Source organism: Streptomyces canus, from assembly GCF_041435015.1.
GTDB classification, from domain to species: domain Bacteria; phylum Actinomycetota; class Actinomycetes; order Streptomycetales; family Streptomycetaceae; genus Streptomyces; species Streptomyces canus_G.
On the sequence record NZ_CP107989.1, the window covers coordinates 4,392,499 to 4,408,264 of the forward strand.

General features: G+C 68.8%; 13 protein-coding genes. All 13 read right to left on the minus strand.

Features of this window, described 5'->3' with window-relative positions:
• Positions 1 to 128: 128 nt before the first annotated feature.
• The 13 genes from nuoN to OG841_RS19820 are packed head-to-tail and all read right to left on the minus strand — an operon-like array spanning position 129 to position 15,766.
• The gene (gene nuoN, locus OG841_RS19760) at positions 129 to 1,778 is read right to left on the minus strand and encodes an NADH-quinone oxidoreductase subunit NuoN (RefSeq protein ID WP_266560915.1); all 1,650 of its coding nucleotides are present in this window, start codon (positions 1,776 to 1,778) and stop codon (positions 129 to 131) included.
• Positions 1,775 to 3,346 (minus strand): NADH-quinone oxidoreductase subunit M, encoded by a 1,572-nt coding sequence (locus OG841_RS19765; protein ID WP_328640317.1) that lies wholly within the window; start codon positions 3,344 to 3,346, stop codon positions 1,775 to 1,777. The genes nuoN and OG841_RS19765 overlap by 4 nt, the downstream gene beginning before the upstream one ends.
• 5 nt (positions 3,347 to 3,351) lie before the next feature.
• On the minus strand, positions 3,352 to 5,265 hold the full coding sequence (gene nuoL / locus OG841_RS19770) for an NADH-quinone oxidoreductase subunit L (protein ID WP_371566312.1): 1,914 nt from the start codon (positions 5,263 to 5,265) through the stop codon (positions 3,352 to 3,354).
• 14 nt (positions 5,266 to 5,279) lie between these two features.
• Positions 5,280 to 5,579: an NADH-quinone oxidoreductase subunit NuoK gene (gene nuoK, locus OG841_RS19775; RefSeq protein ID WP_003974374.1), complete on the minus strand. Its 300-nt coding sequence runs from the start codon at positions 5,577 to 5,579 to the stop codon at positions 5,280 to 5,282.
• The gene (locus OG841_RS19780) at positions 5,576 to 6,433 is read right to left on the minus strand and encodes an NADH-quinone oxidoreductase subunit J (RefSeq protein ID WP_328640315.1); all 858 of its coding nucleotides are present in this window, start codon (positions 6,431 to 6,433) and stop codon (positions 5,576 to 5,578) included. Before OG841_RS19780 ends, nuoK begins: the two co-directional genes overlap by 4 nt.
• Positions 6,430 to 7,071 carry an NADH-quinone oxidoreductase subunit NuoI gene (nuoI, locus tag OG841_RS19785; protein WP_328640314.1) on the minus strand — a complete coding sequence of 214 codons (642 nt, stop codon included), beginning with the start codon at positions 7,069 to 7,071 and terminating at the stop codon, positions 6,430 to 6,432. The genes OG841_RS19780 and nuoI overlap by 4 nt, the downstream gene beginning before the upstream one ends.
• A complete protein-coding gene (nuoH, locus tag OG841_RS19790) occupies positions 7,064 to 8,428 on the minus strand; it encodes an NADH-quinone oxidoreductase subunit NuoH (RefSeq protein WP_371566315.1) in 1,365 nt (454 codons plus the stop codon). Before nuoH ends, nuoI begins: the two co-directional genes overlap by 8 nt.
• Complete coding sequence (locus OG841_RS19795) at positions 8,425 to 10,929, minus strand: NADH-quinone oxidoreductase subunit G (protein ID WP_371566317.1); 2,505 nt, start codon at positions 10,927 to 10,929, stop codon at positions 8,425 to 8,427. Before OG841_RS19795 ends, nuoH begins: the two co-directional genes overlap by 4 nt.
• Positions 10,926 to 12,272 (minus strand): NADH-quinone oxidoreductase subunit NuoF, encoded by a 1,347-nt coding sequence (nuoF, locus tag OG841_RS19800; RefSeq protein WP_365118053.1) that lies wholly within the window; start codon positions 12,270 to 12,272, stop codon positions 10,926 to 10,928. The genes OG841_RS19795 and nuoF overlap by 4 nt, the downstream gene beginning before the upstream one ends.
• A complete protein-coding gene (gene nuoE / locus OG841_RS19805; protein ID WP_328640310.1) occupies positions 12,272 to 13,132 on the minus strand; it encodes an NADH-quinone oxidoreductase subunit NuoE in 861 nt (286 codons plus the stop codon). Before nuoE ends, nuoF begins: the two co-directional genes overlap by 1 nt.
• Positions 13,129 to 14,451, minus strand: coding sequence for an NADH-quinone oxidoreductase subunit D (locus tag OG841_RS19810; protein WP_328640309.1), 1,323 nt, complete (start codon positions 14,449 to 14,451; stop codon positions 13,129 to 13,131). Before OG841_RS19810 ends, nuoE begins: the two co-directional genes overlap by 4 nt.
• Positions 14,448 to 15,215: an NADH-quinone oxidoreductase subunit C gene (locus OG841_RS19815; protein ID WP_328640308.1), complete on the minus strand. Its 768-nt coding sequence runs from the start codon at positions 15,213 to 15,215 to the stop codon at positions 14,448 to 14,450. Before OG841_RS19815 ends, OG841_RS19810 begins: the two co-directional genes overlap by 4 nt.
• Entirely contained in the window at positions 15,212 to 15,766 is a 555-nt protein-coding gene (locus OG841_RS19820) for a NuoB/complex I 20 kDa subunit family protein (RefSeq protein ID WP_010041554.1), read from the minus strand. Before OG841_RS19820 ends, OG841_RS19815 begins: the two co-directional genes overlap by 4 nt.

The following is a 15,766-nucleotide window of genomic DNA, read 5'->3' on the forward strand; positions in this document are numbered from 1 at the left end:
GTCATTCGATCGGCCGCTGTCATACGAGGCCCGCCCCTGGCCACGACCGGTGCCCCGTACGCGGCGGGCCCCGGTTCCCTCGAAGGGAACCGGGGCCCGCCGCGTGAACGCGGTTCAGGCACCGCGGATCAGCGCACGAACACTCCCGCCTGGCTCGCCAGGTCCAGGAAGTACTGCGGCGCCACACCTAGCACCAGCGTGACGGCCACGCCGACCCCGATCGCCGTCATCGTCAGCGGTGACGGCACGGCGACCGTCGGTCCCTCCGGGCGCGGCTCGCTGAAGAACATCAGCACGATCACCCGGATGTAGAAGAACGCGGCGATGGCGGACGAGATCACACCGACCACGACGAGCGGCGCCGCGCCGCCTTCCGCCGCCGCCTTGAACACGGCGAACTTCCCGGCGAAGCCGGAGGTCAGCGGAATACCGGCGAAGGCCAGCAGGAACACCGCGAACACGGCGGCCACCAGCGGCGATCGGCGGCCCAGGCCCGCCCACTTGGACAGGTGTGTCGCCTCACCACCGGCGTCGCGCACGAGCGTCACCACGGCGAACGCGCCGATCGTCACGAACGAGTACGCCGCCAGGTAGAAGAGGACCGACGACACCCCGTCCGGCGTGGTCGCGATGACACCCGCGAGGATGAATCCCGCGTGCGCGATCGACGAGTACGCCAGCAGCCGCTTGATGTCGGTCTGCGTGATCGCGACGATCGCACCGCCGAGCATGGTGACGATCGCGACGGCCCACATCACCGGCCGCCAGTCCCAGCGCAGGCCCGGCAGGACGACGTACAGCAGGCGCAGCAGCGCGCCGAACGCGGCCACCTTGGTCGCCGCCGCCATGAAGCCGGTGACCGGGGTCGGCGCACCCTGGTAGACGTCCGGCGTCCACATGTGGAACGGGACGGCGCCGACCTTGAACAGCAGGCCCATGACGATCATCGCGGCGCCGATCAGCAGCAGCGCGTCGTTGCCCATGGTGTCCACGAGCGCCGGGTCCACGGTGGTGATCGTGCCGTCGACGACCTTCGCGATGGTGCCGTACGACACCGAGCCCGCGTAGCCGTACAGCAGCGCGATGCCGAACAGGGTGAACGCGGAGGCGAACGAGCCCAGCAGGAAGTACTTGACCGCGGCCTCCTGCGACATGAGCCGCTTGCGGCGGGCCAGCGCGCACAGCAGGTACAGCGGGAGCGAGAAGACCTCCAGGGCCACGAACAGCGTCAGCAGGTCGTTGGCCGCCGGGAAGATCAGCATGCCGGCGACCGCGAAGAGCAGCAACGGGAACACCTCGGTGGTGGTGAACCCGGCCTTCACGGCGGCCTTCTCGCTGTCACTGCCCGGCACGGAGGCGGCCTGCGCGGCGAATGAGTCGACGCGGTTGCCGTGGGTCTCGGGGTCGAGCCGGCGCTCGGCGAAGGTGAACAGGCCGACCAGGCCCGCCAGCAGGATCGTGCCCTGGAGGAACAGGGCCGGTCCGTCGACGGCGATCGCGCCCATCGCCGCGATGCCCGCCTTGGTGGTGGCGTATCCGTCGGAGGCGAGGGCGACGACCGCCGCGAAGGCGGCGCACAGCGCTACGACGGACACGAACAGCTGGGCGTAGTAACGGGACTTGCGCGGGACGAACGCCTCGACCAGCACTCCGATGATCGCCGCACCCAGGATGATCAGGGTGGGCGACAACTGCCCGTATTCGATCTTCGGCGCGTCGATCTTGGAGATCGGGTCGGCCGCGGTTGTCCACAGGCTGTGGACGGCTGTCGCACTCACTTGGCCGCCTCCACCTCGGGCTTGGGGTCCTTCTTGTGTACGTCGGACATGGTCGACTTCACCGCCGGGTTCACGATGTCCGTGACGGGCTTCGGGTAGACGCCCAGGAAGATCAACAGGACGACCAGCGGGGCGACGACCAGGAGCTCACGCGCGCGCAGGTCGGGCATCGCGGAGACCTCCGGCTTCACCGGGCCCGTCATCGTCCGCTGGTAGAGGACGAGGGTGTAGAGCGCGGCGAGCACGATGCCGAACGTCGCGATGATGCCGATCGCCGGGTAACGCGCGAACGTGCCGACCAGGACCAGGAACTCACTCACGAAGGGCGCGAGTCCCGGCAGGGACAGGGTCGCCAGGCCGCCGATCAGGAAGGTGCCGGCGAGCACCGGGGCGACCTTCTGGACACCGCCGTAGTCGGCGATGAGGCGCGAGCCGCGCCGCGAGATCAGGAAGCCGGCCACCAGCATCAGCGCGGCCGTCGAGATCCCGTGGTTGACCATGTAGAGCGTCGCGCCGGACTGGCCCTGGCTGGTCATGGCGAAGATGCCCATGATGATGAAGCCGAAGTGCGAGATCGACGCGTAGGCCACCAGCCGCTTGATGTCCCGCTGGCCGACCGCGAGCAGCGCCCCGTAGATGATGCTGATCACCGCCAGGACCAGGATCACTGGCGTCGCCCACTTGCTGGCCTCCGGGAAGAGCTGGAGGCAGAAGCGGAGCATCGCGAAGGTGCCCACCTTGTCGACGACCGCCGTGATGAGCACGGCGACCGGGGCGGTGGCCTCCCCCATCGCGTTGGGCAGCCAGGTGTGCAGCGGCCACAGGGGCGCCTTCACCGCGAAGGCGAAGAAGAACCCGAGGAACAGCCAGCGTTCGGTGTTCGTCGCCATGTCGAGCGAGCCGTTGGCACGCGCTTCGGCGATCGCCTGGAGGCTGAAGTTCCCGGCGACCACGTAGAGGCCGATCACCGCGGCCAGCATGATCAGGCCGCCGACCAGGTTGTAGAGGAGGAACTTCACGGCGGCGTACGAGCGTTGGGCCGCCGCCTTCTCGTCGGAGCCCGCGTGGGCACGGTCCCCGAAGCCGCCGATGAGGAAGTACATCGGGATGAGCATGGCTTCGAAGAAGATGTAGAAGAGGAAGACGTCGGTGGCCTCGAAGGAGATGATCACCATCGCCTCGACGGCCAGGATCAGGGCGAAGAAGCCCTGCGTCGGCCGCCACCGCTTGCTTCCGGTCTCCAGTGGGTCGGCGTCGTGCCAGCCCGCCAGGATGATGAACGGGATCAGCAGCGCGGTCAGCGCGAGAAGCGCCACTCCGATGCCGTCCACGCCCAGTTCGTACCGGACCCCGAAGTCCGCGATCCAGGCGTGTGATTCGGTGAGTTGGTAGCGGGCGCCGTCCGGGTCGAAGCGGACCAGGACGGCGATCGCGAGGGCGAGTGTGGCGAGGGAGACGAGCAGCGCCAGCCATTTGGCTGCGGTGCGTCGCGCGGCCGGCACGGCGGCCGTGGCGATCGCCCCGATCGCCGGGAGCGCCGCCGTCGCTGTCAGCAGAGGAAAGGACATCGGTATCAGACCGCCCTCATCAGCAGGGTCGCGGCGACGAGGATCGCCGCGCCGCCGAACATCGAGACCGCGTACGACCGCGCGTAGCCGTTCTGCAGCTTGCGCATCCGTCCGGAGAGGCCGCCGACCGAGGCCGCCGTGCCGTTGACCACGCCGTCGACCAGGGTGTGGTCGACGTAGACCAGGGAGCGCGTGAGGTGCTCTCCGCCGCGGACCAGGACGACGTGGTTGAAGTCGTCCTGGAGCAGGTCGCGCCGGGCGGCCCGGGTGAGCAGCGACCCGCGCGGGGCGACGACCGGGACCGGGCGGCGGGCGTACTGGGCGTAGGCGATCGCCACGCCGATCACCAGGACCACCATCGTGGCGAGGGTGACGGTGAGAGCGCTGACCGGGGAGTCGCCGTGGGAGTGCCCGGTGACCGGCTCCAGCCAGTGCAGGAAGCGGTCGCCGATGCTGAAGAACCCACCGGCGAAGACCGATCCGAACGCCAGCACGATCATCGGGATCGTCATGGACTTCGGGGACTCGTGCGGGTGCGGCTCGTGGCCCTCGGCATCCGGCTGCCAGCGCTTCTCGCCGAAGAACGTCATCAGCATCACGCGCGTCATGTAGAAGGCGGTGATGGCCGCGCCCAGCAGGGCCGCGCCGCCGAGGATCCAGCCCTCGGTGCCGCCCTTGGCGAAGGCCGCCTCGATGATCTTGTCCTTGGAGAAGAAGCCCGACAGGCCCGGGAAGCCGATGATGGCGAGGTAGCCGAGGCCGAAGGTGACGAAGGTGATCGGCATGTACTTGCGCAGGCCGCCGTACTTCCTCATGTCGACCTCGTCGTTCATGCCGTGCATGACCGAGCCGGCGCCGAGGAAGAGCCCGGCCTTGAAGAAGCCGTGCGTCACCAGGTGCATGATCGCGAAGACGTAGCCGATGGGGCCGAGGCCCGCGGCGAGGACCATGTAGCCGATCTGCGACATGGTCGAGCCGGCCAGTGCCTTCTTGATGTCGTCCTTCGCGCAACCGACGATCGCACCGAACAGGAGCGTGACGGCACCGACGACGGTGACGACGAGCAGGGCGTCCGGAGCGAGGTTGAAGATGTTGGCGGAGCGGACGATCAGATAGACGCCCGCGGTCACCATGGTCGCCGCGTGGATGAGGGCCGAGACCGGGGTCGGGCCCTCCATCGCGTCCCCGAGCCAGGACTGCAGCGGCACCTGGGCGGACTTGCCGCAGGCGGCCAGCAGCAGCATCAGCGCGATGCCGGTGAGCGTGGCCTCGGAGGCGCCCTCGACGAGTCCGGGCTTCTCGTGGCTGCCGAGGACCGGGCCGAAGGCGAAGGTGCCGAACGTCGTGAACATCAGCATGATCGCGATCGACAGGCCCATGTCGCCCACGCGGTTGACCAGGAAGGCCTTCTTCGCCGCGGTGGCCGCGCTGGGCTTGTGCTGCCAGAAGCCGATCAGCAGGTAGGAGGCGAGACCGACGCCCTCCCAGCCGACGTACAGCAGGAGGTAGTTGTCGGCGAGGACGAGCAGCAGCATCGCCGCGAGGAACAGGTTCAGATAGCCGAAGAAGCGGCGGCGGCGCTCGTCGTGCTCCATGTACGCGATCGAGTACAGGTGGATCAGCGAGCCGACGCCCGTGATCAGCAGCACGAACGTCATCGACAACTGGTCGAGGCGGAAGGTGACGTCCGCCTGGAAGCCCTCGACCGGGATCCAGGTCCACAGGTGCTGGATGAGGGTGCGGTCCTCGGCGTTCTTGCCGAGCAGGTCGGCGAAGAGGATGGCGCCGAACACGAAGGAAGCGGCGGCGAGGATCGTGCCGATCCAGTGGCCGACGGCGTCCAGCCGCCGGCCGCCGGTCAGCAGGACCGCCGCTCCGAGCAGAGGCGCCGCGATGAGCAGCGCGATCAGGTTCTCCACGATTCAGCGACCCCTTACAGCTTCATCAGGCTGGCGTCGTCGACCGAGGCCGAGTGGCGGGAACGGAACAGCGACACGATGATCGCGAGCCCGACCACGACCTCCGCGGCGGCGACGACCATCGTGAAGAAGGCGATGATCTGGCCGTCGAGATTGCCGTGCATCCGGGAGAAGGCGACGAACGCGAGGTTGCAGGCGTTGAGCATGAGCTCGATGCACATGAACACGACGATGGCGTTGCGCCTGATCAGCACGCCGGTGGCGCCGATCGTGAACAACAGGGCGGCGAGGTAGAGATAGTTGACCGGGTTCACTTCGACGCCTCCCTCTTGAAGGTGGCCGGTTCGATCTCGGTCCGGTCCAGGCGCTCCTCCGCGCGCTGCTCCAACGCCTTGAGGTCGTTGAGAGCTTCGGCGGACACGTCACGGATCTGACCGCGCTGGCGCAGGGTCTTGCTGACCGTGAGCTCGGAGGGGGTGCCGTCGGGCAGCAGGCCCGCGATGTCCACCGCGTTGTGCCGGGCGTAGACGCCGGGGGCGGGCAGCGGCGGGAGGTGCTTGCCGTCGCGGACGCGCTTCTCGGCCATCTCACGCTGGGTCAGGGCGCGCTCGGTGCGCTCGCGGTGGGTGAGCACCATGGCGCCGACGGCGGCCGTGATCAGCAGAGCGCCGGTGATTTCGAAGGCGAAGACGTACTTGGTGAAGATGAGGGTGGCGAGGCCCTCGACATTGCCGCCGGAGTTGGCCTGGGTGAGGCCGTTGAACTCGTTGAGGGAGGCGTTGCCGATGCCCGCGAACAGCAGGATGCCGAAGCCGAGCCCGCACAGCAGGGCCAGCCAGCGCTGGCCCTTGATGGTCTCCTTCAGGGAGTCCGCCGCGGTCACGCCGACGAGCATCACCACGAACAGGAACAGCATCATGATCGCGCCGGTGTAGACGATGATCTGTACGACGCCGAGGAAGTAGGCGCCGTTGGCGAGGTAGAAGACCGCCAGGATGATCATGGTTCCGGCGAGCGAGAGCGCGCTGTGGACGGACTTCTTCATGAAGACGGTGCACAGGGCGCCGATCACGGCGACGGTGCCGAGGACCCAGAACTGGAAGGCCTCGCCGGTGGAGGTGTCGGCGGCCAGAGTGGCCGCGGCGGCGAGCTGGAGAGGTGCGGTCATCGCCCGATCACCCTCTCCGACGCCGGTTCGTCCGCACCGAAGGTGGAGTCGGCCTCCTGGACCACCTCGCCCTTGGAGACGGCGACCTGGGGGACGGTGCCGGGCGCGGCCTCGGTCACCAGGCCCCGGTAGTAGTCCTGCTCATCCGTGCCGGGGTAGATGGCGTGGGGCGAGTCCACCATGCCGTCCTCGAGGCCGGCGAGCAGCTGCTCCTTGGTGAAGATGAGGTTGGCGCGACTGCTGTCGGCCAGCTCGAACTCGTTGGTCATCGTGAGCGCGCGCGTGGGGCACGCCTCGATGCACAGGCCGCACAGGATGCAGCGGGCGTAGTTGATCTGGTAGACGCGGCCGTACCGCTCGCCCGGCGAGTAACGCTCCTCGTCGGTGTTGTCGGCGCCCTCCACATAGATGGCGTCGGCGGGGCAGGCCCAGGCGCACAGCTCGCAGCCGACGCACTTCTCCAGGCCGTCCGGATGGCGGTTGAGCTGGTGCCGTCCGTGGAACCGGGGAGCGGTGGTCTTCTGCTGCTCCGGGTACTGCTCGGTCAGCCGCTTCTTGAACATGGCCTTGAAGGTCACGCCGAAGCCGGCGACGGGGTTCATGAAACCGGGCTTGGTTTCCTTGGGTTCCTCAGCCATCGGACGCCTCCTTTCCATCCAGAGATCCGTCACTCTGAGTATCGGGCCCGCCACTGACAATCAGCTCCCGCTCCTGGCGCGAGGGGCGTCGCGGTACCGGCGGCAACTCCTGTCCGGGCAGCGGCGGGACGGGGAATCCGCCCGCCATCGGGTCGTATCCGGCCGGCTGTTCGGCGGGCTGCTCTGCCACCTTCGACTTCTCGCGGAACATGTCGGCGACGAAGGAGAGCAGCAGCAGGACCAGGACTCCGCCGCCCACGTAGAGGGCGATGTCGGCGAAGTCGTAGTTCTCGTTGCGCAGGGTCCGCACGGTCGCGACGAGCATCAGCCACACCACGGAGACCGGGATGAGGACCTTCCAGCCGAGCTTCATCAGCTGGTCGTAGCGGACCCGCGGGAGCGTGCCGCGCAGCCAGATGAAGAAGAACAGCAGCAGCTGCACCTTGATCACGAACCAGAGGAGCGGCCACCAGCCGTGGTTCGCGCCCTCCCAGAAGGTGCTGATGGGCCAGGGAGCCCGCCAGCCGCCGAGGAAGAGCGTGGTCGTCACGGCCGAGACCGTCACCATGTTCACGTACTCGGCGAGCATGAACAGCGCGAACTTGATCGACGAGTACTCGGTGTTGAAGCCGCCGACCAGGTCGCCCTCGGACTCCGGCATGTCGAAGGGGGCGCGGTTGGTCTCGCCGACCATCGTGATGACGTAGATGATGAAGGAGACCGGCAGCAGGACGATGTACCAGCGGTCCTGCTGGGCCTCGACGATCGCCGAGGTGGACATCGACCCGGAGTAGAGGAACACCGAGGCGAAGGCGGCACCCATCGCGATCTCGTACGAGATCATCTGCGCGCAGGAGCGCAGACCGCCGAGCAGCGGATACGTCGACCCGGAGCTCCAGCCCGCCAGGACGATGCCGTAGATGCCGACCGAGGCGACCGCGAGGATGTAGAGCATCGCGATCGGCAGGTCGGTGAGCTGCATCGCCGTACGGTGGCCGAAGATCGAGACCTCGTTGTCGGACGGGCCGAAGGGGATCACCGCGATCGCCATGAAGGCGGGGATGGCCGCGACGATCGGCGCGAGGATGTAGACCACCTTGTCCGCGCGCTTGACGATGACGTCTTCCTTCAGCATCAGCTTGATGCCGTCGGCGAGCGACTGGAGCATGCCCCAGGGGCCGTGCCGGTTGGGGCCGATGCGCAGCTGCATCCAGGCGACGACCTTGCGCTCCCACACGATGGAGAACAGCACGGTCAGCATCAGGAAGGCGAAGCAGAAGACGGCCTTGATGACGACGAGCCACCAGGGGTCGGTGCCGAACATCGAGAGGTCTTCCGCAGCGAGGTACGGGCTCATGCCTCCACCTCCTTGGGGGCTTCGGTGGCGAGCGTGGCCGGGCCGATGCGGACGAGGGAGCCGGGCAGCGCCCCGGCGTCGGAGGCGACGCCGCCGCCGGTGGAGTTCAGCGGGAGCCAGACCACGCGGTCGGGCATCTCGGTGATCTGCAGCGGCAGTTCGACGACTCCGGTCTTGCCGGTCACGGCGAGGAGGTCGCCTTCCTTGACGCCCACCTCGGCGGCTGTAGCGGCCGACACACGCGCGCGTGCCGCGTGCCGGGTCCCGGCGAGCGCCTCGTCGCCCTGCTGGAGGAGACCCTGGTCCAGCAGCAGCCGGTGCCCGGCCAGTACGGCCTCTCCGGCGGCGGGCCGCGGCAACTGGGCCCCGGTCTCCAGGGGTTCGGTGCCGTGCGGTCCGTCCCAGGGACCGAGCCGGTCGATCTCCGCGCGCGTGGTGCGCAGATCGGGCAGGCCCAGGTGTACGTCCATGGCGTCGGCCAGCATCTGGAGGACCCGTGCGTCGGTGGGTGCGAGGCCGCGGATCATCTGGTCGGGCTTGAGCGCGGCCTCGAAGAAGCGCACCCTGCCCTCCCAGTTGAGGAAGGTGCCGCCCTTCTCGGCGACCGCGGCCACCGGCAGGACGACGTCCGCGAGCGCGGTGACCTCACCGGGCCGCAGTTCCAGCGACACCACGAACCCGACCTCCTGGAGCGCTTCACGCGCGCGTGCCGGATCGGGCAGGTCGGCGATCTCGACGCCCGCGACCACCAGGGCCTGGAGCTCGCCGGATACGGCGGCCTCGATGATCTGGCCGGTGTCCCGCCCGTAGCGGTGCGGGAGTTCGGCCACGCCCCAGACCGAGGCGACCTCGTCACGCGCACGAGGGTCGGTGGCCGGACGGCCGCCCGGCAGGAGCGACGGCAGCGCGCCCGCCTCGAGGGCGCCGCGCTCTCCGGCCCGCCGCGGGATCCACACCAGCTGCGCGCCGGTCGCGGAGGCGGCCCGTACGGCGGCGGTCAGTCCGCCCTTCGCCGCGGCAAGCCGCTCGCCGACGACGATCACCGCACCCGCGGTGCGCAGTGCCTCCGCGGCCCTGCTGCCGTCGCCCTCCAGTCCCACTTCGCCGGCCAGCGCGTCCAGCCACTCGGTCTCGGTGCCGGGAGCGGCGGGCAGCAGCGTGCCGCCGGCCTTCTCCAGGCCGCGGGTGGCGTGGGTGGCGAGCGAGAAGACCTTCTGTCCGTGCTTGCGCCAGGCCTTGCGCAGCCTCAGGAAGACGCCGGGCGCCTCCTCCTCGGCCTCGAACCCGACCAGCAGGACCGCCGGTGCCTTCTCCAGAGCGGAGTACGTGACGCCCGTACCGTCGAGGTCACGTCCGCGGCCGGCGATCCGCGCGGCCAGGAAGTCGGCCTCCTCGCTGCTGTGCACACGCGCGCGGAAGTCGATGTCGTTGGTGTCGAGCGCCACGCGCGCGAACTTGCTGTATGCGTAGGCGTCCTCAATGGTGAGGCGGCCGCCGGTGAGGACTCCGGCCCGGCCGCGCGAGGCGAGCAGTCCCTGGGCGGCGATCTGGAGGGCTTCCGGCCAGGAGGCCGGCACCAGCTCACCCTCGGGGTTGCGGACCAGCGGGTGCTCCAGCCGGTCCCGCTGCTGCGCGTACCGGAAGGCGAAGCGCCCCTTGTCGCAGATCCACTCCTCGTTGACCTCGGGGTCGTTGGCCGCGAGCTTGCGCATGACCTTGCCGCGCCGGTGGTCCGTGCGGGTGGCACAGCCGCCGGAGCAGTGCTCGCACACGCTCGGGGAGGACACCAGGTCGAAGGGGCGGGAGCGGAATCGGTACGCCGCCGAAGTGAGCGCGCCGACCGGGCAGATCTGGATGGTGTTGCCGGAGAAGTACGACTCGAAGGGGTCGCCCTCTCCGGTGCCGACCTGCTGGAGCGCGCCCCGCTCGACCAGTTCGATCATGGGGTCGCCCGCGATCTGGTTGGAGAAGCGGGTGCAGCGGGCGCACAGCACACACCGCTCGCGGTCGAGCAGCACCTGTGTGGAGATCGGGACGGGCTTCTCGTACGTCCGCTTCTTGCCCTCGAACCGGGACTCGGCCTGGCCGTGGGACATCGCCTGGTTCTGCAGGGGGCACTCGCCGCCCTTGTCGCAGACCGGGCAGTCCAGCGGGTGGTTGATGAGGAGGAGCTCCATCACACCGTGCTGGGCCTTCTCGGCGACCGGCGAGGTGAGGTGGGTCTTCACCACCATCCCGTCGGTGCAGGTGATGGTGCAGGAGGCCATCGGCTTGCGCTGGCCCTCGACCTCGACGATGCACTGGCGGCAGGCGCCGGCCGGGTCGAGGAGGGGGTGGTCGCAGAACCGGGGGATCTCGATGCCGAGCTCTTCGGCGGCCCGGATGACCAGGGTGCCCTTGGGCACGCTGATCTCGGCGCCGTCGATCGTCAGCGTGACGAGATCCTCCGGCGGGACCGCCGTCTCTCCCCCGCCCGAGGGAGTGCTGGTGGTCACGGTCATGCGTTCACCTCCGTGCGGTCGGCCCAGGCCGTCGACTTGGCCGGGTCGAAGGGGCAGCCGCGGCCCGTGATGTGCTGCTCGTACTCCTCGCGGAAGTACTTGAGCGAGGAGAAGATCGGCGAGGCGGCGCCGTCACCGAGGGCGCAGAACGACTTGCCGTTGATGTTGTCGGCGATGTCGTTCAGCTTGTCGAGGTCGGACATGACGCCCTTGCCGGCCTCGATGTCGCGCAGCAACTGCACGAGCCAGTACGTGCCTTCGCGGCACGGGGTGCACTTGCCGCAGGACTCGTGGGCGTAGAACTCGGTCCAGCGGGTGACGGCGCGGACGACACAGGTCGTCTCGTCGAAGCACTGCAGAGCCTTGGTGCCGAGCATCGAGCCGGCGGCGCCCACACCCTCGTAGTCGAGGGGGACGTCGAGGTGCTCGTCGGTGAACATCGGCGTCGAGGAGCCGCCGGGCGTCCAGAACTTGAGCCGGTGCCCCGGCCGCATCCCGCCGCTCATCTCCAGGAGCTGGCGCAGCGTGATGCCGAGCGGGGCCTCGAACTGGCCGGGACTGGCGACGTGGCCGCTGAGCGAGTAGAGCGTGAAGCCCGGGGACTTCTCGCTGCCCATCGACCGGAACCATTCTTTGCCCCGGGTCAGAATCGCGGGAACCGACGCGATCGACTCCACGTTATTCACCACAGTCGGGCATGCATACAGGCCCGCGACCGCAGGGAAAGGGGGACGGAGCCGCGGTTGACCACGGCGGCCTTCGAGCGAGTCGAGCAGTGCGGTCTCCTCACCGCAGATGTACGCGCCTGCGCCCGCGTGCACGGTGATATCGAGATCGAGGCCGCTGCCCAGGATGTTCTGTCCGAGGTAGCCGGCCGCATAGGCCTCGCTCACGGCCGCGTGCAGCCGCCGCAGTACTGGGACGACTTCACCGCGCAGATAGATGAAGGCATGCGACGACCTGATGGCATAACACGCGATGATCATGCCCTCGATGAGGCTGTGCGGGTTCGCGAAGAGGAGCGGGATGTCCTTGCACGTCCCGGGCTCCGACTCGTCGGCGTTGACAACTAGATAGTGCGGCTTTCCATCTCCCTGCGGAATGAACTGCCATTTCATTCCGGTCGGAAATCCCGCACCGCCGCGGCCGCGCAGACCGGAGTCCTTGACGTACGCGATCAGGTCGTCCGGCGACATGGCGAGCGCCTTGCGGAGCCCCTCGTACCCTTCGTGCCTCTTGTAGACGTCCAGCGACCAGGACTTGTCCTCGTCCCAGAAGGCCGACAGCACGGGTGCGAGCAGCTTCTCGGGGCTGGTGTCTTTGAGTTCGGGTGCCAAGGTCATCACTCCCCCTCCTCGGCGGCGGGCCCGGCCGGATGGGCCGGGTCGGAGGCCGACGTGTCCTGTGGCGCGTCGTGTGAGCTCAGGTGCTCCGACGGGGACGGCTCGTGGACGTCCCGGTCCTGCGGTGCGCCGTCGCGCGGATGGACCACGCGCGCGGGTGCGGTCTCTCCCCTGGCCAGGCGGAGGCCCACCAGCGACGCGGGTCCCGCTCCGCCACTCGCCTCGACGGCCCCCGGCCGCTCGTCGGGGAAGCCGGCGAGGATCCGCGCGGTCTCCTTGAAGGTGCACAGCGTCGCCCCGCGCGTCGGCTCCACCGGACGGCCCGCGCGCAGATCGTCGACCATGGCCTTCGCGCTCGCCGGGGTCTGGTTGTCGAAGAACTCCCAGTTGACCATCACGACCGGCGCGAAGTCGCAGGCCGCGTTGCACTCGATGTGCTCCAGGGTGACCTTGCCGTCGTCGGTGGTCTCGCCGTTGCCGACGCCCAGGTGTTCCTGGAGCTCCGCGAAGATCGCGTCGCCGCCCATCACCGCGCAGAGGGTGTTGGTGCAGACACCCACCTGGTAGTCGCCCGAGGGCTTGCGCCGGTACATGGTGTAGAAGGTGGCCACCGCGGTGACCTCGGCCGTGGTCAGCTCCAGCACGTCCGCGCAGAACCGCATCCCGGTGCGCGTGACGTGCCCCTCCTCCGACTGCACGAGATGCAGCAACGGCAGGAGCGCCGAGCGGGAGTCCGGGTAGCGGGCGATGATCTCGCGCGCGTCCCTCTCGAGCCTCTCTCGAACGTCGTCCGGGTACGCGGGCGCGGGCAGTTCGGGCATGCCCAGGCTGACGCCCCGCTCGGAAGAACTGGTGGTCACCGGTCGACGCCTCCCATCACGGGGTCGATGGACGCGACAGCGACGATGACGTCGGCGACCTGGCCGCCCTCGCACATCGCCGCCATGGCCTGAAGGTTGGTGAAGGACGGGTCGCGGAAGTGGACCCGGAAGGGGCGGGTGCCGCCGTCGGACACGGCGTGCACCCCGAGTTCGCCCTTGGGCGACTCGACGGCCGCGTACGCCTGTCCCGGCGGGACGCGGAAGCCCTCGGTGACCAGCTTGAAGTGGTGGATCAGGGCCTCCATGGAGGTGCCCATGATCTTCTTGATGTGGTCGAGGGAGTTGCCGAGCCCGTCGGGGCCCAGGGCGAGCTGGGCGGGCCAGGCGATCTTCTTGTCGGCGACCATGACCGGGCCGGGCTGGAGCCGGTCCAGGCACTGCTCGACGATCCGGAGCGACTGGCGCATCTCCTCGAGCCGGATGAGGAAGCGGCCGTAGGAGTCGCAGGTGTCGGCGGTCGGGATGTCGAACTCGTAGGTCTCGTAGCCGCAGTAGGGCTGTGACTTGCGCAGGTCGTGCGGCAGGCCGGTGGAGCGCAGGATCGGGCCGGTGGCGCCGAGGGCCATGCAGCCCGCCAGGTCGAGGTAGCCGACGTCCTGCATACGGGCCTTGAAGATGGGGTTCCCGGTGGCGAGCTTGTCGTACTCCGGGAGGTTCTTCTTCATCTTCTTCACGAACTCGCGGATGTGGTCCACCGCGCCGGGCGGCAGGTCCTGCGCGAGTCCGCCGGGGCGGATGTACGCGTGGTTCATCCTGAGGCCCGTGATGAGCTCGTAGATGTCGAGAATCATTTCACGATCACGGAATCCGTAGATCATGATCGTGGTGGCGCCGAGTTCCATGCCGCCGGTGGCGATGCACACCAGGTGCGAGGAGAGCCGGTTCAGCTCCATCAGGAGCACCCGGATGATCTCGGCCCGCTCGGTGATCTGGTCCTCGATGCCGAGGAGCTTCTCGACGGCGAGACAGTAGGCGGTCTCGTTGAAGAAGGACGTCAGGTAGTCCATGCGCGTCACGAACGTGGTGCCCTGCGTCCACGTGCGGAACTCGAGGTTCTTCTCGATGCCGGTGTGGAGGTAGCCGATGCCGCAGCGGGCCTCGGTGACGGTCTCGCCGTCGATCTCCAGGATCAGGCGGAGCACTCCGTGGGTGGAGGGGTGCTGCGGGCCCATGTTGACGACGATGCGCTCGTCGTCGGCGCGGGCCGCGGACTGGACGACCTCGTCCCAGTCGCCACCGGTGACCGTGTACACGGTGCCCTCGGTGGTCTCACGCGGAGTTGCGTGCTGCGTGCTCATGAGTACGACCTCCGCTGGTCCGGAGCCGGGATCTGGGCGCCCTTGTACTCGACGGGGATGCCGCCGAGGGGGTAGTCCTTGCGCTGCGGGTGGCCCTGCCAGTCGTCCGGCATCATGATCCGCGTCAGGGCCGGGTGACCGTCGAAGACGATCCCGAAGAAGTCGTAGGTCTCGCGCTCGTGCCAGTCGTTGGTCGGATACACGGAGACCAGCGACGGGATGTGCGGGTCGGCGTCCGGCGCGCTGACCTCCAGGCGGATCAGCCGGTTGTGGGTGATCGAGCGCAGGTGGTAGACGGCGTGCAGTTCGCGGCCCTTGTCGTGGAGGTAGTGGACCGCGCTGACGCCGGTGCAGAGCTCGAAGCGCAGGGCCGGGTCGTCGCGCAGGGTGCGGGCGACGCGGAGCAGGTGCTCGCGCTCGATGTGGAAGGTGATCTCGTCGCGGTCGACGACCGTCTTCTCGATCGCGTTCCCGGGGAGCAGTCCCTGCTCCTCCAGGGCGCCTTCCAGCTCGTCGGCGACCTCGTCGAACCATCCGCCGTAGGGGCGGGCCGCCGGTCCCGGGAGGCGGACCGAGCGGACCAGGCCGCCGTAGCCGGAGGTGTCGCCGCCGTTGTTGGCGCCGAACATGCCGCGCTGGACGCGGATCTCCTCACCGCCGTCGCCGCGCTGGCCCGGGAGGTTGGAGGCGCCGAGGTCCTTCTCGGGGTTCACCCCGTTCGACGCCCCGCCCGCGCCGTTGCTCGTGCCGTTCGCGTCGCTCACCGCAGCAGCCCCTTCATCTCGATCGTGGGCAGGGCCTTGAGCGCCGCCTCCTCCGCCTCGCGGGCCGCCTCCTCGGCGTTCACGCCGAGCTTGGAGGTCTGGATCTTCTGGTGGAGCTTGAGGATCGCGTCCATCAGCATCTCGGGCCGTGGCGGGCAGCCGGGCAGATAGATGTCGACCGGGACGATGTGGTCGACGCCCTGCACGATCGCGTAGTTGTTGAACATGCCTCCCGAGGAGGCGCAGACCCCCATGGAGATGACCCACTTGGGGTTCGGCATCTGGTCGTAGACCTGCCTGAGCACCGGCGCCATCTTCTGGCTGACCCGGCCGGCGACGATCATGAGGTCCGCCTGGCGGGGTGAGCCGCGGAAGACCTCCATGCCGAAGCGGGCCAGGTCGTAGCGTCCGGCGCCCGTGGTCATCATCTCGATGGCACAGCAGGCCAGGCCGAAGGTGGCCGGGAAGACGGACGACTTGCGCACCCAGCCCGCGGCCTGCTCGACGGTGGTCAGCAGGAAGCCGCTCGGCAGCTTTTCTTCGAGTCCCAT